Below are 15,397 nucleotides of genomic sequence, written 5' to 3'. Positions count from 1 at the left end.
TGATTTCCCTCCAGAATAAAAAGTCCGCTTACTCAAAGTACAGAGGCATTAATTCATTACTTACTTTGAATTCAATTGTTTTTTGTTTCTCTCCATCTTGATAGGTTCGACTTAGTGTGGAATATTTACCTGTCTTATTTTTGAGCTGAACTACCATGCCTTTTTTACAATACACGATTCCGTTGAGTACCAAATCAACTAACGCTAACATAAACATTGCCCCCTTATATACAATAAAAAGACCACTCAACGAGTGATCTAATATGTAAAAACTACACCTCAGCAACGAGATGCAGTTATAGCTCTGTACGGTTTGGACTTTCCGTAAACCAAAGTCGCTGGAGTGGAATCGCACCACACATGTACTAATCCTCTCTAGTTTTGTACAAGGTCCTAGTAGTCCGCCGTACGAATTCTACCTTCACCTTCGCGTCTCTCTACTTCCGCCACAGCGACATAATAAGAATAGACAGCAACATATGAACTATCTGTAGGAGCTGAACCCCACATCCTTTAGTTTATTTGCTGCTGTCTATCGAAGCTTAATTACAACGATGAGGGAGATTTCCTCCCTTCAAATTGTTTTTGTCGAAGTCCTGTTTCCTAATCTTTCGACACTATCATAATAAATCATTTGCTAGGTAGTTGATTGGTATAAAAAAGGTATAAAAAGGAAAGCTTTTGGGTAGTAAATGGGTATAAAAAGTGTAAAAACTGGCTACTTAAAAGCAACCAGTTCTAAGGAAGAAGCAAATTGAATGATGATTTTGTTTGATTCTGCTTTTACAGATTCCTCGCTCGTATTATTTCTTTGGGCAGTTACATAAATCGACATACCATTGATATAGCGATCATAGAATATCTTTTTTCGCCTCTCTGTTACATCCGGTTTATGCGGATGCTGAATCGCTGAATAGCCACGAATAAATAATTTGTGCAAGTACTCAAATTCTTCTTGTGCTTCCTCTTTTTCAATCATCATTCGCTCTGCTTCAAATGTATTATTTGCTGTAGAAGGTGGAACCAAGGAGTAAGATGCTGTGACTTTAGGCTCCCGAGGTTGACCTATTCTACATCTAGCTGACAGATATGCTGAAAGAAAAACACCAACATTATGTTTTGTGCGATCCATATCCACATCTTTTGCCTCTGGTGTCTCATACTTCTTTACATCGAAAAGTACCATCCATTGATTCCTCCATTTATGATATAATAATTGTGTCAGAATTATTAATTAAAGTCGGAGGAATCCGGCTTTTTATTTTGTACGTGAAATAAGCTCACCCGATTTATATGCCTCAGCGAATTCGATCAAAGCTACGGATTTCATTCTCTCAATAGTTCTGTCAGAATATCCTAACTTTTCCCCAATTTGATACATGGTCATCTTATTAGGAAAACAAAAGCTATAATAAAGAACTTGAAAATGAATTTTACTTAATCGCACTAACGCATCAATAACCGAATTTCGAATGCTTACTGCTTCAATAATTTCTTCATTTTGACTGTCATTTATAGGTTTAAACTTCTTAGTAATCATCATCACGGAAAAGTCCACTTTCACTGGTCCGACTAAACGTTCTAAATTTCTATAGTTGTTCAATACTGCCCTTGCATTTTTTCTTGTTTGTTTAGCATCTATATTCTCCAAAGGGTTTACCATTGTTCCTTCTCCTTCCAGTTGTGGAAAAATACTCATATTTGTAAGGTAGTTTAAAGAGCAAAACTAAGCTTTTATAACTTCCATATCCACTAATCGAGCCACTGCAATATTCGATTTGCTCTTTGCTAGTTCTTTGTCACAGTCCATCGTATTCTCAATACGAATAACTGCTGAATGATTGTACACACGTTCTACATACCCTCTGATTGGATAAATGAACTCTTCCGCTGTGCAACGAACCATATCGCCAACTTTAATTTCTGATTCCACTTGCTTTATAGGATTTTTAGTTGGTAGATCCATCATCAAGCCACCAATTCCATAAGCATCAGTGTAAAATTCGTCTTTGAGTTTCATTCCGCTTCCTCCTAAGGTTAAGCTTGTCTAATTGACCATGCAGGCACAGATTTGTTTCCATAATCTTTCCACTCTAACCACCATCCAGCGCAAGGCTCGTGATCTTCATTTTGTCCTACACGATAGCGGACAAAAGCATCTTCAACAACAAACGGGATAACTTCATCAAGTTCAGACATTTCTTCTTTCCAAGCTTCAATCGCTTGTTCTTTTGTGTATTTTTGCTTATTAAATCCCATCCAATTATCGTAATCTCCGTAAAACATTTCTGAATCAAATTTACTTTTTCCTTTGATCATCACGCTTCCTCCTGCCCTAAAGCATAGCCAGCAATATTATTAGTGTAGAATACTGCCTTCCGACGGACTTGGGTGCTAACACCAAAATATTCAAACGAAATTTGTTCTTTTTGCCATTCATCTCTAAAATTGGTTACTTTCTCAAATTTCATTATTGACCCGTCTTTATTCCATATGATTAAACTTTTATCTTTTTCCATCTTAATTACTCCTTTAGTTTGATATCGCTGACGATTGTGGAATTAATCTTCGGCCCACAAGTCAGATTTGCCATTCGCAAAATCTATCCTAATCTGCAGTTCGAGCCTAGGCTGCCACTTTGGAATAAAACTCATCGCCTCGTCGTTTTTGACTTTGGGGATATCCATATAGGAAGCCACATCGTAAACCTCTCGAAGCTCTTTATAACACTGACTAAATGTAGTGGATCGAATGCTAGCATCGCGATATGCATTTGATTTTTTGCCACCTAATACCTTAATAACAGTTGATGTGACTGCTCCTTTTATTTTTCGGCGTTGACTTGTATTGATTGTCGTCTCTGTTTCAAGCCTGTCTAGCCGTTCGTTAACGACTACAAAACCACGTTGGTGCTGCAAAGCTGTTTGTAATAATAATTCCGTATTGTCCATCGGTGCTGCATTGTACCGTTTTTCAACATCGATAAAATATTGGCGAGCTTGTCTGCCTTTTTCAGTCCTTTGAATCATTGATACTTCCTTTGCCATATCTAATTTTAAGGCGTGATCAATTGATGGACGACCTCCTGAAGGTTTTACTCTTTTTTCAGTAAAACTTGTAAAATCAACGTTTTCAATGAATCCATATTGAATCATGTCAGTGAACCAATCGTTATATCGCGTCTTCACTTCCAAATACTTATGCAGCTCACGACCGTTCACCAAAGTCTCATTTTGCTCGTTCTTGTATGTTTTAATTAATTCATCCATCATTTATCCTCCTCGAATTCAGATAATTCACCTTGGATTTGGGCGCAGTTGTCACAAATACACCCTCCAGCTTCTAGTTCAAGATCTGCAACTGAATCACATAATATACAAGATTGCGGTTGCTCAAAGATTACAGACTTTACCTTTTCGCACCCAGATTGACTCAGGATAGATGCGGTCATTTCGCCTTTAGTCATTGCTCCAAATTTCAAACTTAGATAAGCTTCCAGCTCATCCTTTGTATATCCATTAAATTCCATTAAGACTGCTAATTTATCACTCACATTCATTCCTCGCTTTCTGCTATTCCATTAAATTGCGGACTAGCCATAATAGCTTTCCAAAATCTTGCCTACCTCTTCTCCGTTAACAAAAACGGATAAAACACTAAAATAATAATCTCCATTTCCGTTATCAGCTCTTAGTTGCGCTTGAGCGATAGGATTTTGATCATGCATTACTACTAATTGAGCAATCATTTGAGTTTCTCCCCACGCTTCTTCATCTTCTTTCACGTCAACCAACCGCACATCTGTTATAAGACCATCTGCTGTAGCAGATTCCCAAGTACCATCTGCAGAAGCGCAACAATCTGCATCAGTACATTCAAAATTGATTGTTGTACCATCAACTAAAACTAGACTATTGTTTGATAGCTCATTAATTCTTTTCATCAATACTTTCTCTTTTAGTTTTTCAATTGTATCTTTGTGATATTCCATTTATATCATCCCTCTCTAGTTAGTTATTTTGGTGGATAGTGGAATTATTCTCTTCCTTGCGACATAGCCATCAACGAGCCTACTAATGCATTAAACCCATTTTGAGAAAATTCCATAGTAATAATTTGGACTTTCCTTTTTCTTGTAGGAAAAGCACGAGCCGTCACTTGATAATTCCCACTCTCTAGTTTTTCAACATTGATTACTTTTTCAATGTATCCATTCTCTGGGAGTGCTGAGTTTTCTATTTGCATAACGCACCTCCTAGTTTTTTATTTCTGTCGATTGGGGAATCAATCGTATTCACATTCGCCTAACTGGATCTCTTGTTTACAATATGCGCACTCAACACTTCCGCAATTTCCATAATATAATTCGCTACCCATTTTTGAGTGGAGTTCATCCCAATCGTAATCATCTTCCCACTCGCAATAAGGGCAAGTTACGTTAATATAGTCAGGAATTGTGCAAATCACATAATCTGCTTTTTTATTCATCGCTGTTCCTCCTTCACATTCTCTTCGCTACATCTGCAATTACTGGCACTGTCACACTGTTGCCAGCTTGCTTATAAAGTTGACTATCGCTGTTCACTTCTTTTGCTCGATCAAACGCCCAATCTGGAAAGCCTTGCAACCTCCAGCATTCACGTGGTGTAAGTTTACGAATTCGAACCCCATCGTATATCCCAGCATCCGACTTATTTGCTTTCAATGTCCTACTCATTCCCGGAAGAACTCCTCTGTTAAATCTTTCTGAGTCATTTGTGTAGATTCCTCCGATTGAAAGCAAATTATTTTCATGCCAGCTATGCGATGACAATGTCGGCGCAATTTCATATCTCCCACCATCGTTATATCCTCTTGGCTTTTGCACTATGGCAATCCCATGTCGATCTTGAGCTGTAAGAGTAAGCATCTCTTCTCCATCTTTTTTGAAACGTCTACCGTTCTGTCTTTTTTCTAAACGCTCAGGCGTTAATACTGGTACTACAATCTTCGTGGGATCTTTTTGCGTTGTCGTGCTGCACATTGTTGGTGCAATACCATTAATCGATACAACATCACCGCTTTGCGATAACCCTTTTTTACGTATATTTCCTATTTTTTTGATTCGATATTTTTGATTAGCCGATCGGTCATCTCTCTCGAAAGGAAATACTTTTCTGACACGTTCTCCTCTAAGATGTCCGATAATGAATACTCGCTCCCTGTTTTGTGGAACGTAGTCTTTAGAGTTAAGCACTTGCCATTCCACATCATACCCGAGTTCATCCAAGGCTCTGAGGATCGTCTCGAACGTAGCCCCTCTTTCGTGATTGAGGAGTCCTTTGACGTTCTCAAGGAATAGATAGCGTGGTCTGAGAATAGATGCGAACCTTGCAATTTCAAAGAAGAGAGTTCCTCTAGTATCCTCGAAACCTTTCCGCTTTCCTGCAATTGAGAAAGCTTGGCACGGAAATCCTCCACAGATAATATCGACACTTCCGATTCCTCGAACAAACTCATCTGATACTGTTGTGATGTCATGCATTTCCACCTCTCCTTCTGTATCATGTATCGCTTTGTAACTAGCTCTTGCGAATTTATCGATCTCGCAGAAGCCTACGCATTCATGTCCAGCGTATTCCATACCTAATCGAAATCCGCCGATACCTGCAAATAAGTCTAAAAATCTCATTTCTTCACTTCTTCCAACAACTCTGAATTCTGGAATAAATTTCCGACGACCTTTACATAAGGCTTTAGCCTAGCTAATAATAAACTTCCGGCACACCATGTTAAGTCGTGTTGATCCCACCCAACTACATAATTGCCTTCGATTTCTATTCCTGCACCACTATCTTCTTTTCTTTGAAAGGGATGATTTTCGACCGCTACAATATCCCCATCAAAAATCTCTACGCCGTTCTTGTCTTTCAGTTCTGTGGATTGCATGAGTTCAACTTGCTCACCAACTTCAAAAACATCACACCAACCTTCAACGGTAACATGTGTCCCTTCAATCCCTAAGAAACTATGCCCTCTTGTATCAAATGCTAAAACATCTTGCATTTCCTGTTCATCTTTCAACCATGCTCTAAACTTTGGTATCATTTGCTGTCCTCCATTAAACTAAAATTATCGGTGGTGTTAGAATTTCAACATTTTGCGGTTTCCATAGATGCAGACAATTGTTTTTAATATTGACATATTCGCTATTTTTAGGATGGAATTGCACTACAACTTCATCTGGTTCAAAGCAAATATCTTTAATTCTACACATCACGTCCTAAGAAGGAGTAATCCGTTTGTTGTGACATGATACAGAAACATGATCCCAACCCATGCCGTTGCTCGCTATTACTGCGTAATTCCATTTCCCATCACTCCACACGAACGAAAGACCATCTTTGCCAATCACAATATTATTTAATCGTGGTTGTTTAGATATCTCGTTAATTGATTTCATTCGTTTTCCTCCATACTCTCAAAAATAGTAATAGCTTTTTCTATGCCTTTTCGCTCTTCTCCAGTAGCGCATGCATATAGATAGCTTCTTAATCGACGAATGGCTTTACTAATTGATATTCGTTTCATTTGCCGTCCTCCAAATCAAGATACTTTCTTAAACTGCGTAACCCTTTGCCACGTTTTTTCGTTTTACGTTCAATCCACGTTCCTGTTGTTCCCCAGTAGTCAATGGTCCCCTTATGTGTATTGATTGAAAATTGGTGATTGCTTTGGTAATGGGTAAACTCGAATCCCAGCGCTTTAATATTTTTTGTAGCTGAATCCCCCATTCTTTTAACATGCTGTTTTCGACGTTCTTTAAGATAGGGTTTTACGTCTCTCCAGTATTCGGCCAAATCACTCATTTGCTGTCCTCTTTCTGTAACTCACCATAAATGGAACATCTACGACGAATTGCTTTTACTCTGCGTTCATTTTCGAGCGTAGGTTGTATTTTATATGCTCTTTTTGCACCCTTTAGTTGATTTCGAGCACCTCTTAATGCATCTGAATATAATTCTTTTGGTGCATTCATTTATAGTCCCTCCTACTTATTTTCTGTCATGGTGAAAGGTACAATGCTCTCAGGCATATAGTTGACTTCATATTTGTATTGGTTCACTTCAGCGCCTGCAAGATCTTCTATCACGTACATGTTGAACTGCGTCATGTTGATTAAATGCTTTTTATAAACTCCTTCTTCCGTTTCGACTAGTATTTCAAGCTTTTCAGAATTACTAGTGTTTACCGAAATTCTTCCAATAACCTCAAATTCTACCGTGTTAGATAATGTGTTCATAACAGCGACACGACGAATTACATTGAAGTTATCTGCTTCTTGGCTTACGTTATGAGACACTTTCGTAGCTTGACGACATGCCGATAAACTAAAAACCATTCCTATAGTCACAATGAGCATAATTAGTTTTTTCATTTGCTGCCCTCCTAATCTTTCATCCAAAACATAAACCTTACCAAATCTTCTTGCGTGCCATTTATATAAATGTTTAATTGCGCTCCAACTGCCACCATTATTCCAATAGCCAGTAGAACGATTCCTAGTACTGTGTAATCTCTTTGGTTTTTACTCTTATGATTGATAAAATAGAAACCCACCAATGATAGGATTCCACCAATTACACACCAAAATATTGTTAATCCGACCATTCTTTCCTACCTCCCAAATCTGCGTCTTTCTCTTTCCACAGCATCGTTCAAGTCAAGATAGATCCCTTTTCCACCTTCTAAAAATTGCGGTTTTAAATAATATGATTTATTTTCAATATCCCATTTACATAATTTGCCGATTACTGCAATAAAACGTTCACTCTTGATTGTTGGATTCTTTGTCGTCTTGTTATTAGGTCGATAAAATCGTACAGCACCTTTTTCTCCTTTATTGGTGGGTACAAGCGCAATGATTCGTTCTTTATCATTCAAGTAAAGTAACGCATATTCGGGATATTTTAAGCATGCTGCTGCAGACTTACTAAAATTCAAGCCATACTTTGATAGAGTCACGCTAGGTTCTCTTTCTTGGGTACCTAATTCGATTAATTTAAAATTTGATGTTAATTTCATTATTATTCCTCCAAGTATTTGAATGTTCGTTTCTTAACGTCTGTCGTTTCCCTTTTCGCATACGTATATATCGTGCTGGGCTTCAATCCTAGCTCCCGACTAATATCTTCACATAATCCCTGAACTAAGATTTTTCCATCGTGATATACGGCGATTCTTTTCCTTTTTTGATTTCTTTTTATATACTGATTTTTTTCTTTATCTGGAATATTTTGTTCACGCCACTTGGCCCAAACCGAACCACTAACGCCAAGTGCTTCTTTAATGGCTTTGACAGTGTAACCAGTTTTTCGTAATCTCTTATAATCTTCATAGGTGAATGTTTCAAAATTCATCTTTTGCAGAGGGTGTGAGTCGTCCATCGTGTCATAATCAATGAAGCCTCGTATCACCTGAACCTTCTTAAGCTCTTCGTCTGTTAGATCCTCAACGGATCGCCCTCTCATTATCTGCATCATCTTTTTTCGATATAAACGTTTTTCTTGCTTAGATAAACTCATTCGATCCTCCTTCGATTGTGCATACCTCTTCAAACTGTCTGGCGATACGCTCAAGCGCCTTTCTGTACTCGATAATACTTTTTATCACGTGACCTTCTCTCAGCACGTAGTCACGCTGTATGGCTCTTAAACACATAGTTAGTGTTTGATAGTACCCAATAAAGGAAGTCGATTCTATTTTTTCACCTTTCTCATTTTCGGTATATTGGATATTCCCTTTTTCATCAAGAATGACTCGTGATAGAACAATATTTTTACAATCACTCGTTTCAGTGATTCGATAGTTTTCAATTTTCATTGCTAACATTTTCTTTCTCCTAAAAAATCATTTGCCAAAGTAGCACGCCTAATTTGACTACTCCTGCTACTACAAGCATTGCCATTGCTAAAATAAGTCCGCATTTACTAATTTCTAAATGCCCTGCGCACGGTGTACGCTTCGTTAATGATTTTCTTCAACGTATCCGATGGATAGATTCGATGACTTGTCTTTTTGGTATCTTGCGCATACAACCAAGCAAGTTGTGCCAAGGTTTCATCGTCAAGAGAAAATCTTGACCTTTGCTTAGGTGTCCCACCTGATCGTTTTGGCTGTCCCACCTACACAATCGCTCCTTTTGACTGATCTCTCAAATATTTCTGTAGACCTCGGTAACACTCTTCGAATGACAAAAGAGAATATTTCATCTTTTGTACATAAAGCTCCTCTTTTTTCTTTTTTTCCTTTACCAAAATATGTTCTAGTTTTGTAGAGTCTACATATAGCGCATAGTAAACACGCAGCTTACTCCAACTTGAACGATCGTTTTTTATTTGGTCTTCGGTCAAATCTTTTAGCTGTCTATAAACTGCCTGCAAACATTTATGTTCATCGCCTTGTTTACACTCGCCGAGTTTATTTAACAGCTTGAGATAGTTATATTCTTTCAAAATATCACCTCACGTTTAAAAAGGAACATCGTCATATTGATGTGCTTCTCTTTCTTTTCTGAGCCTTTCTTGTTCGTTATAGTCCGCTAACCATTTTGGCTCTGGCTCTTTTCGAGTGACATGACGCTTTGATCGGGAGTTAGGGAATGTCTTTTGGTTCTTTTTAGATTCGTTTTTTTCTTTTCTCGCCCAGCTTCGAATAGTGGCCAAGTAGTTTTTATAAGTTTTACCAGCTGATTCACAATACTCAGATAACCGTTCAATCCGTTCTTGATAATCATTAGGGAATTCTGTTTTGAGTTTCTCCATTTGGTCATCTGACAAGAGAACGTTTTTATACTCTCCGTATTTATGACGGATGGGCTTAGCCTTCGATTTTTTCGAAGGCGGTAACTCTCTTATATATTCTTTTGTATTATTAAATGTATTATTAATAGATGTATTATTATCTTTGACTTTTTCGTCAATAGGGGTATTGCGTTTTTCGTCAATAGGGTATTGATTAATTCGTAGGTACCTATTGATTATTTGATTGGTACCCTCTTTATAAATTATTTCCCGATTTAAATATCCAAACTTAATCAAATCACTTATCCATCGAGATATAGTCTCTTTATTCACACAATACAAATCTGCAAAGTACTCATTTCCTGCCCAGCAAAAGCCTTTTTCATTACATAAGGCAGTTATTTCTCCGTATAACAACTTAGTATTTGGTTTAAGTCTTTTGTCGTATCTTACGTTGGCTGGAATGATAGCGTAATAACTTCGATGTTCTGCCAAAATTATTCCTCCTCATCCACGACAGTAATCGTGTACTGGTAACAAGTTTCTGTAATTCCGTTTACTAATCTATTGGTCTTAATTTTTTCAACACTAATATCGCTTTGTTCAGCTTGTGTACCGATGAAAGCAAATGTCATGATTTCTAAGAACAATCTGTCTCTCGGACTCATTTTGTTATACTTAGTGCGCCATGCTCGTTCAAATGCTGCTGTTTTTAAACTAATCATCATTATTTCCCTCGATTAAATCAAAATTATCAAACAAACTTCCTTCCTGGTTTAACCACTTTTCAGCTATATATTCTTCATCATCTTCTTCATCTGATAAGTTATTTAATTCAAATTTAAGAGCATCGATTTCTTTTTGGATGTCCCAATAATCTGACTCTAAATTTTCTAATTCTTCTTCTAAAGAATCTATTTCACTCTCTATCGTATTTATCTCTTCATGCAACCGTCTTTCGGTTTTGTTTAATTCTTCCAAATGAGATTCAATATCGTAACGTCTGCTCACTTTAACCACCTATATTAAGTTTTTTGATTGTCTCTTGATTCAACTTAATCCCTTTTATTTGATACTTATTTTTAAAATTAGTTACACCTAATTGATGTTTTTCCGTGTGATGGATTCTGCAAAGTCCTGCGTAAGTGTATTCTGAATGATCAATTTTCTTACGTTTTCGTCTACCCAATGCTTTATCAAAATGATCAATGTCAGCTCCTGTTCTTCCACAGATACAACAGACTCTTTTCGTAATACACTTGTACAAGTAGTATTCTTGATTCGCTGGTAAAATCTCATAACCTTCTTTGAATGGAATATGATGCTCAAAGATAAAATCTAAGATGATATTTGCTAGGATGTTTACGTCACTTACAGTTGTATCCGATTCGTCCTTGAGGCTTATTTTTCGCCCTGTGACACCTTCAAAACGAAAGTAGAAGAATTCCTTCCAGAAGTCCGTTGGTGTGCCTGTATCGATGAATATATCCCCTATGAGCGCATAGATGAAATTTCTTTGCTGGGCTGTGAAGCGACGTGGATCAATAAAGCGAATTTCAATGATCCGATCACCTTCATAGCCTTCGTACATCGTTTTAAGACGTTCGATGTTTACTTCTTCGTTGATCGTTGCACCAATGTCGTTACCTTTAAATTTCTTTAGTACCGCAGAATAAGAGTCTAATAATGGTTTAAACACTCATATCACTTCTCTTTTACTTCTTCTTTGTATTGGTCTTCTAACCAGTTAACACCTCGTTTCAGAACACCTAGATCACGTTTAGTCCATTTGCTATCATCCGCTGTAATAGAAGCCGCATCAGTCAACGCAACAATTGCTTCATCAATTGTTTTTTCATACTTATTAGCAATAAGCTGTAAAGCATCCAAAAATAGTTTTTTACTTCGCTGACTCGCAGTTTCTAGCATTGAAACATCCTCTGGCATATCTTCACCGGCAAAGATATATAAACCAAGACCGAACATTGCGAGGTTTTTTACTAGACAACGCATGATTGTCTTGTTGATATCGAACATAGTTGCCGCTTCAACTCTCTTTTTAACTTTTCCAACAATTTCTTTTTTCTTCGTTTCGTTATTCCATTGATAGTCATTAACTTCATAGGTGTACGGCTCATCTTTCATTGCCTTGTTTGCTCCGTCCATCACTGGCAGCCACATATCACGCTTTACTCCATTGACTGTGATACTGGTAAAGACCATGTACCCTGTTTTCTCATCAAAAAGATAAGGGCGATTTGTTTCTGGATCACGATAGATTTCGTAGTCTACCTCTTCGCAGATCTTACTGACTTCTGCCCACGCCCATGCCCAAGATAGATAAGTCAGTTTATTTCTTTTTTCGACCACATCATTGACGGTTATCTTGTATAGGCTATTGAATAATTTGTTATCGGTGCGTTGCGTTCCTTCACTCATCGAATTCTTCCTCCATTTCAGCAATGTATTTTTTCCCTTGCCCGTAGTATGAGATATCGATCAAATTTCCCCTCTCGTACTCTTCAAGCGCATCAATCAAGCCGTCTTCGATGACGTAAATATATTCAGGTTTATTTGAATGTTTTGATAGATGGATAAGATAGATATGATCCCAAAGACTCACAAAATTCCCCAGATCATCTTGATCACATGCTAGTTCTTCATCCGTCAAAAGATTTCGTCTAATTTTTCGGTTATTTGTTTCTTTAATATTCATTTTTCCCCAATCAGGATTAGTTAAATATTCATCTAAAGTGGAAAGTTCATTCTTCATATGCTAAAATCTCCTTAGATATGTTTTGTATGTGACTCATTGCTTGCCGGCGGAGTCACTTTTTTATTTGTATCCATGCTTTTTGTTTATTGATTAGCTGTTTGCTTAAAATAGTTGACTTATTGTCATACCACCATCTATCAGCAATCATTTTTCCTTTCTTCAAAGCTTCTTTTCGATTCATATGTTCTCCTTCCTTTCGAATCTAATAGGTTTATCAAAACCATTAAACTTGCGAAAATACTTCCTCCCACTACACTGTAGTGTGCTACTAGTACGAGTAAACCTAAGATGACTCCGATAAAAAGCGTGTCTGTCTTTTTCATAGTCTTATCTCCCTATTTTTAATTTCTAACATGCGTAAATCTTCAAGCTCCATCGCAATCAGCTCTGCTTGTCTATCTGAAAGCTCATCGGCTTTTCTGAGTGCTGCACGATCATCCTGTAATTCTTTTCTACGTAGCCTTATAAGATTGAGAATTTGGTGTTCTTGTTGTACTGTGTATGCCATTAAATTACCTCCTATATCTCCGTATTCAGTGTCGAAAATTCGCAATTCTATCTACGACATCAGAGCTACAAAATGTACGACTTTCAATTGCACAATTTGATAAGATTTTCATAAACGATGGTTTTATGAGTGAACTTGAATCCCGTAACTACTAGAATCTCGCTCGCCTAACATAATCTTCGTACAGAGCGATGTATTCTTTTTTTGAAATTGGCGGCCTTTCAAAAGTCATTCCTGAAAAATAGATGACTGTTCATCAGAATCTGTTACTTTTTCAACATTCAATTCATGATGCTCCTTACTACCTCTAATAGTAGGGAGCGTTTTTACTATTTCTTCTGCAAACTCTAGCTTTTCAACTAATTCCTTTGCATCTTTCAATTGCTCTATGGTTAATTGGATTTTTTCACTAGACAGACAAGCGGCTGTATCATTTTCGTTTATGACAGTTGATCCTATATCTCTCGCAGCATTTAGAAATATTTGAGCGCCTTCCATCATCGTTTCCCATTCTTGCCATTTTTGCTCTAACTTTTTATTGATTTTCATTTAACTTCCTCCTACATTTCCAATTCTGTTTGAATCTGATTGATACGTTCTTTTGTCACCGAAGACGGTTCCCAGCTATTGATAAAGTTTAATGCTTTTCGAAAATCCTTATCTTTAATTCGCCCACGATTCGGAACCTTGAAAAGCTGTTTGATGCTCGATCCTAAATCTTGATACAACATACCTTTGGCATTTTGTCCCAGATGTTGTTCCTTGCAGATTTGATAAACCTTCTTTCGAACGGTCCGATCGATTGTTCCTTTATCTTCAGTAGTGATCAGTTTATTTTCTTCGATATCTACTAGTCGCTCATCAATTCCATCTAGCCGTTGGTTCGCTTCTTCGTTTGCAGCTAAAGCTAATAAGGCAAGCCCTCGTGGTGTATCAGGAATCTGTGGTTGCTGTCTGATATGGTTTTCCATTTCGTTGAATCGTTCAATATACGCCACTGCGAATTGAGTGCCTTTTGCTCCTGTCATTCGAGTGCTGTACAACTCACACCCTTTTTTAGTGAAATCAATACAGGGTAGTTCCCTGCCAGTCGAATCTTTATAAGTTGAATCAATGAAGTATTCACTCAGCGCAATTTTGCTCTCAGCCAAATGGTCCTTTATTTTTCTAGCGTCTCGTAATAATTCCTTGTGTTCACGTCCTACCATCACTGCTACTTCTCTACTATTAATTGTTCTTTCTAATTGATTCATGCTGTTTCCTCCATTCTCGTTCTAACTCGAAAGTTATTGTCGGCTTTCCACCTTCTAAACTCCCGGAATAGATCTGCATCAATGATAATTTCTTTACCTGTAACAGCCTTGTATCCTGCGCTGAAAGGCGAGCTTTTAAATTCTTTCATCCGACGCTGATAGGTTGATTCTGAGTATTTGAATTCTTTCTTAAACTCAGCTTTGCTTAGTTCTTCTGACATTAGCCTTCCTCCCTTCAACTAAGTAATATTCAGAATAGCTTTGATTGTATTCACGTGCTCTTTTGCTTTTTCTCCATCCCGCTTCCCATTGATAATGTCTGACAAATACGGACGAGAAATTCCAATAATTTCAGCTAGTTGACCAAAAGTCATTTTTCTTTTACGCAACTCAGCCCGAATCTTCAAATCCAAAGTTTCACTCACACTAACACCCCCCTGAACAAAAAAATTAAGCTAATTATTTCGCTAATTTAATAGATAACCATTGACATATATCTATATATTTATGTAGAATATAGATATAGCTAAATAAGACTACAAAAAGCCATAAATCAACCTTTCTAAGTTTCCCGACCTCGAAATTTATGATTTTCATTGGTTCTCTTTAGTTTTGCGTTAGCTAAATAATTAGCTTATGAATGAATTGTATTACACTTAAAGATAGAAGTCAACTATTTTCTATATAATTATACAATTGGATTTGTGCTATCGTATGAGGTGCTGATATGACAACGTTTGATAGAGTAAAAAAATTGGCTGATAAACAAAAAATTTCTATTTTAGAACTTGAAATGAAGTTAGGTTTTGGAAAAAATTCGTTATATAGATGGAAAAATAGCGCTCCTGCATCTGATAAATTACAAAAAGTTGCAGACTACTTCGGTGTATCAACTGACTATCTCTTGGGTAGATCAGACAACCCAGAATACAATGCCGACACACCTAAACAGTTCACTGTTGAAGAAGCTTTGGCTTCTGTAATGAGTAGCGATGGAAAACCACTTACTGATAATGATAGGCGAATTTTAACCGGAATTATCGAAGCATATATTGAAAACAAGAATGATGCTAAGTAG

The 15,397-nt window shown here is 37.2% G+C and carries 38 protein-coding genes; 1 reads left to right on the top strand and 37 read right to left on the bottom strand.

The features are described from left to right. Positions 1 to 28 precede the first annotated feature (28 nt). The 37 genes from P3R27_RS13000 to P3R27_RS12825 all read right to left on the bottom strand — a co-directional run bounded on the left by P3R27_RS13000 (position 29) and on the right by P3R27_RS12825 (position 14,744). Positions 29 to 211, bottom strand: a complete 183-nt coding sequence (locus P3R27_RS13000; protein WP_023520372.1) for a hypothetical protein — start codon at positions 209 to 211, stop codon at positions 29 to 31. A gap of 507 nt (positions 212 to 718) precedes the next feature. After that, positions 719 to 1,186 carry an ArpU family phage packaging/lysis transcriptional regulator gene (locus tag P3R27_RS12995; RefSeq protein ID WP_002343586.1) on the bottom strand — a complete coding sequence of 156 codons (468 nt, stop codon included), beginning with the start codon at positions 1,184 to 1,186 and terminating at the stop codon, positions 719 to 721. Positions 1,187 to 1,258: 72 nt separating this feature from the next. Next, positions 1,259 to 1,663, bottom strand: a complete 405-nt coding sequence (locus P3R27_RS12990) for an ArpU family phage packaging/lysis transcriptional regulator (protein ID WP_301399085.1) — start codon at positions 1,661 to 1,663, stop codon at positions 1,259 to 1,261. 63 nt (positions 1,664 to 1,726) lie between these two features. Then, a complete protein-coding gene (locus P3R27_RS12985) occupies positions 1,727 to 2,020 on the bottom strand; it encodes a hypothetical protein (RefSeq protein ID WP_301357320.1) in 294 nt (97 codons plus the stop codon). A gap of 17 nt (positions 2,021 to 2,037) precedes the next feature. Next, positions 2,038 to 2,319 carry a hypothetical protein gene (locus P3R27_RS12980; RefSeq protein ID WP_455424149.1) on the bottom strand — a complete coding sequence of 94 codons (282 nt, stop codon included), beginning with the start codon at positions 2,317 to 2,319 and terminating at the stop codon, positions 2,038 to 2,040. Beyond that, a complete protein-coding gene (locus P3R27_RS12975) occupies positions 2,319 to 2,519 on the bottom strand; it encodes a hypothetical protein (protein ID WP_301357318.1) in 201 nt (66 codons plus the stop codon). Before P3R27_RS12975 ends, P3R27_RS12980 begins: the two co-directional genes overlap by 1 nt. Positions 2,520 to 2,561: 42 nt before the next feature. After that, positions 2,562 to 3,269 carry an ORF6C domain-containing protein gene (locus P3R27_RS12970; protein ID WP_301357317.1) on the bottom strand — a complete coding sequence of 236 codons (708 nt, stop codon included), beginning with the start codon at positions 3,267 to 3,269 and terminating at the stop codon, positions 2,562 to 2,564. Next, complete coding sequence (locus P3R27_RS12965; protein ID WP_301357316.1) at positions 3,269 to 3,553, bottom strand: hypothetical protein; 285 nt, start codon at positions 3,551 to 3,553, stop codon at positions 3,269 to 3,271. Before P3R27_RS12965 ends, P3R27_RS12970 begins: the two co-directional genes overlap by 1 nt. A gap of 39 nt (positions 3,554 to 3,592) precedes the next feature. Further along, positions 3,593 to 3,991: a DUF7448 domain-containing protein gene (locus P3R27_RS12960; protein ID WP_301357315.1), complete on the bottom strand. Its 399-nt coding sequence runs from the start codon at positions 3,989 to 3,991 to the stop codon at positions 3,593 to 3,595. Between the two features lie 44 nt (positions 3,992 to 4,035). Further along, on the bottom strand, positions 4,036 to 4,245 hold the full coding sequence (locus tag P3R27_RS12955) for a hypothetical protein (RefSeq protein ID WP_301357314.1): 210 nt from the start codon (positions 4,243 to 4,245) through the stop codon (positions 4,036 to 4,038). Positions 4,246 to 4,284: 39 nt separating this feature from the next. Next, entirely contained in the window at positions 4,285 to 4,488 is a 204-nt protein-coding gene (locus P3R27_RS12950) for a hypothetical protein (protein ID WP_301357312.1), read from the bottom strand. Between the two features lie 13 nt (positions 4,489 to 4,501). Continuing rightward, complete coding sequence (dcm, locus tag P3R27_RS12945; protein ID WP_301357311.1) at positions 4,502 to 5,671, bottom strand: DNA (cytosine-5-)-methyltransferase; 1,170 nt, start codon at positions 5,669 to 5,671, stop codon at positions 4,502 to 4,504. Beyond that, positions 5,668 to 6,087 (bottom strand): YopX family protein, encoded by a 420-nt coding sequence (locus P3R27_RS12940; RefSeq protein WP_034687958.1) that lies wholly within the window; start codon positions 6,085 to 6,087, stop codon positions 5,668 to 5,670. Before P3R27_RS12940 ends, dcm begins: the two co-directional genes overlap by 4 nt. Before the next feature lie 13 nt (positions 6,088 to 6,100). Next, complete coding sequence (locus P3R27_RS15440) at positions 6,101 to 6,256, bottom strand: DUF7694 domain-containing protein (protein ID WP_438839295.1); 156 nt, start codon at positions 6,254 to 6,256, stop codon at positions 6,101 to 6,103. Positions 6,257 to 6,262: 6 nt separating this feature from the next. Beyond that, positions 6,263 to 6,442, bottom strand: a complete 180-nt coding sequence (locus P3R27_RS12935) for a hypothetical protein (RefSeq protein ID WP_301357308.1) — start codon at positions 6,440 to 6,442, stop codon at positions 6,263 to 6,265. After that, positions 6,439 to 6,570: a hypothetical protein gene (locus P3R27_RS12930; RefSeq protein WP_268745015.1), complete on the bottom strand. Its 132-nt coding sequence runs from the start codon at positions 6,568 to 6,570 to the stop codon at positions 6,439 to 6,441. The genes P3R27_RS12935 and P3R27_RS12930 overlap by 4 nt, the downstream gene beginning before the upstream one ends. After that, positions 6,567 to 6,848, bottom strand: coding sequence for a hypothetical protein (locus P3R27_RS12925; RefSeq protein ID WP_034687962.1), 282 nt, complete (start codon positions 6,846 to 6,848; stop codon positions 6,567 to 6,569). Before P3R27_RS12925 ends, P3R27_RS12930 begins: the two co-directional genes overlap by 4 nt. After that, positions 6,845 to 7,018 (bottom strand): hypothetical protein, encoded by a 174-nt coding sequence (locus P3R27_RS12920; RefSeq protein WP_200868953.1) that lies wholly within the window; start codon positions 7,016 to 7,018, stop codon positions 6,845 to 6,847. The genes P3R27_RS12925 and P3R27_RS12920 overlap by 4 nt, the downstream gene beginning before the upstream one ends. A gap of 12 nt (positions 7,019 to 7,030) precedes the next feature. Next, on the bottom strand, positions 7,031 to 7,417 hold the full coding sequence (locus P3R27_RS12915) for a beta-sandwich lipoprotein (RefSeq protein WP_034687964.1): 387 nt from the start codon (positions 7,415 to 7,417) through the stop codon (positions 7,031 to 7,033). Between the two features lie 11 nt (positions 7,418 to 7,428). Further along, the gene (locus tag P3R27_RS12910; protein WP_034687965.1) at positions 7,429 to 7,650 is read right to left on the bottom strand and encodes a hypothetical protein; all 222 of its coding nucleotides are present in this window, start codon (positions 7,648 to 7,650) and stop codon (positions 7,429 to 7,431) included. A 6-nt stretch (positions 7,651 to 7,656) separates the two neighbouring features. Beyond that, the gene (locus tag P3R27_RS12905) at positions 7,657 to 8,064 is read right to left on the bottom strand and encodes a hypothetical protein (RefSeq protein WP_301357304.1); all 408 of its coding nucleotides are present in this window, start codon (positions 8,062 to 8,064) and stop codon (positions 7,657 to 7,659) included. A 2-nt stretch (positions 8,065 to 8,066) separates the two neighbouring features. Beyond that, entirely contained in the window at positions 8,067 to 8,564 is a 498-nt protein-coding gene (locus tag P3R27_RS12900; protein ID WP_301357303.1) for a hypothetical protein, read from the bottom strand. After that, positions 8,551 to 8,871 (bottom strand): hypothetical protein, encoded by a 321-nt coding sequence (locus tag P3R27_RS12895; RefSeq protein WP_034687969.1) that lies wholly within the window; start codon positions 8,869 to 8,871, stop codon positions 8,551 to 8,553. The genes P3R27_RS12900 and P3R27_RS12895 overlap by 14 nt, the downstream gene beginning before the upstream one ends. Before the next feature lie 98 nt (positions 8,872 to 8,969). Continuing rightward, entirely contained in the window at positions 8,970 to 9,164 is a 195-nt protein-coding gene (locus P3R27_RS12890; protein WP_034687971.1) for a hypothetical protein, read from the bottom strand. Further along, positions 9,165 to 9,494: a hypothetical protein gene (locus P3R27_RS12885; protein ID WP_206856923.1), complete on the bottom strand. Its 330-nt coding sequence runs from the start codon at positions 9,492 to 9,494 to the stop codon at positions 9,165 to 9,167. 15 nt (positions 9,495 to 9,509) lie between these two features. Continuing rightward, positions 9,510 to 10,277 carry a helix-turn-helix domain-containing protein gene (locus P3R27_RS12880; protein ID WP_301357300.1) on the bottom strand — a complete coding sequence of 256 codons (768 nt, stop codon included), beginning with the start codon at positions 10,275 to 10,277 and terminating at the stop codon, positions 9,510 to 9,512. A gap of 2 nt (positions 10,278 to 10,279) precedes the next feature. Further along, a complete protein-coding gene (locus tag P3R27_RS12875; protein ID WP_062805974.1) occupies positions 10,280 to 10,507 on the bottom strand; it encodes a hypothetical protein in 228 nt (75 codons plus the stop codon). Next, positions 10,500 to 10,793, bottom strand: coding sequence for a hypothetical protein (locus P3R27_RS12870; protein WP_301357298.1), 294 nt, complete (start codon positions 10,791 to 10,793; stop codon positions 10,500 to 10,502). Before P3R27_RS12870 ends, P3R27_RS12875 begins: the two co-directional genes overlap by 8 nt. A 1-nt stretch (position 10,794) precedes the next feature. Beyond that, complete coding sequence (locus tag P3R27_RS12865; RefSeq protein WP_077152153.1) at positions 10,795 to 11,481, bottom strand: putative HNHc nuclease; 687 nt, start codon at positions 11,479 to 11,481, stop codon at positions 10,795 to 10,797. Between the two features lie 5 nt (positions 11,482 to 11,486). Next, a complete protein-coding gene (locus P3R27_RS12860) occupies positions 11,487 to 12,221 on the bottom strand; it encodes a Sak single strand annealing protein (protein WP_271523753.1) in 735 nt (244 codons plus the stop codon). Next, positions 12,214 to 12,555 (bottom strand): hypothetical protein, encoded by a 342-nt coding sequence (locus P3R27_RS12855; protein ID WP_301357297.1) that lies wholly within the window; start codon positions 12,553 to 12,555, stop codon positions 12,214 to 12,216. The genes P3R27_RS12860 and P3R27_RS12855 overlap by 8 nt, the downstream gene beginning before the upstream one ends. A gap of 55 nt (positions 12,556 to 12,610) precedes the next feature. After that, entirely contained in the window at positions 12,611 to 12,739 is a 129-nt protein-coding gene (locus P3R27_RS12850) for a hypothetical protein (RefSeq protein ID WP_258082402.1), read from the bottom strand. Positions 12,740 to 12,877: 138 nt separating this feature from the next. Then, a complete protein-coding gene (locus P3R27_RS12845) occupies positions 12,878 to 13,066 on the bottom strand; it encodes a hypothetical protein (protein ID WP_077151697.1) in 189 nt (62 codons plus the stop codon). 228 nt (positions 13,067 to 13,294) lie between these two features. Further along, positions 13,295 to 13,615, bottom strand: a complete 321-nt coding sequence (locus P3R27_RS12840) for a hypothetical protein (RefSeq protein WP_301399083.1) — start codon at positions 13,613 to 13,615, stop codon at positions 13,295 to 13,297. Positions 13,616 to 13,626: 11 nt separating this feature from the next. Next, a complete protein-coding gene (locus P3R27_RS12835; RefSeq protein ID WP_301357261.1) occupies positions 13,627 to 14,319 on the bottom strand; it encodes a Rha family transcriptional regulator in 693 nt (230 codons plus the stop codon). After that, complete coding sequence (locus P3R27_RS12830; RefSeq protein ID WP_301357260.1) at positions 14,316 to 14,540, bottom strand: hypothetical protein; 225 nt, start codon at positions 14,538 to 14,540, stop codon at positions 14,316 to 14,318. Before P3R27_RS12830 ends, P3R27_RS12835 begins: the two co-directional genes overlap by 4 nt. Before the next feature lie 18 nt (positions 14,541 to 14,558). Further along, positions 14,559 to 14,744, bottom strand: a complete 186-nt coding sequence (locus P3R27_RS12825) for a helix-turn-helix domain-containing protein (RefSeq protein WP_301357259.1) — start codon at positions 14,742 to 14,744, stop codon at positions 14,559 to 14,561. Positions 14,745 to 15,046: 302 nt separating this feature from the next. On the opposite strand from P3R27_RS12825, the gene P3R27_RS12820 reads away from it, so the two are divergent. Then, complete coding sequence (locus tag P3R27_RS12820; RefSeq protein ID WP_301357258.1) at positions 15,047 to 15,397, top strand: helix-turn-helix domain-containing protein; 351 nt, start codon at positions 15,047 to 15,049, stop codon at positions 15,395 to 15,397.

It is taken from the genome of Enterococcus spodopteracolus, assembly GCF_030441955.1.
GTDB lineage: Bacteria > Bacillota > Bacilli > Lactobacillales > Enterococcaceae > Enterococcus_B > Enterococcus_B spodopteracolus.
This window is presented reverse-complemented; position numbering and strand designations above follow the sequence as displayed.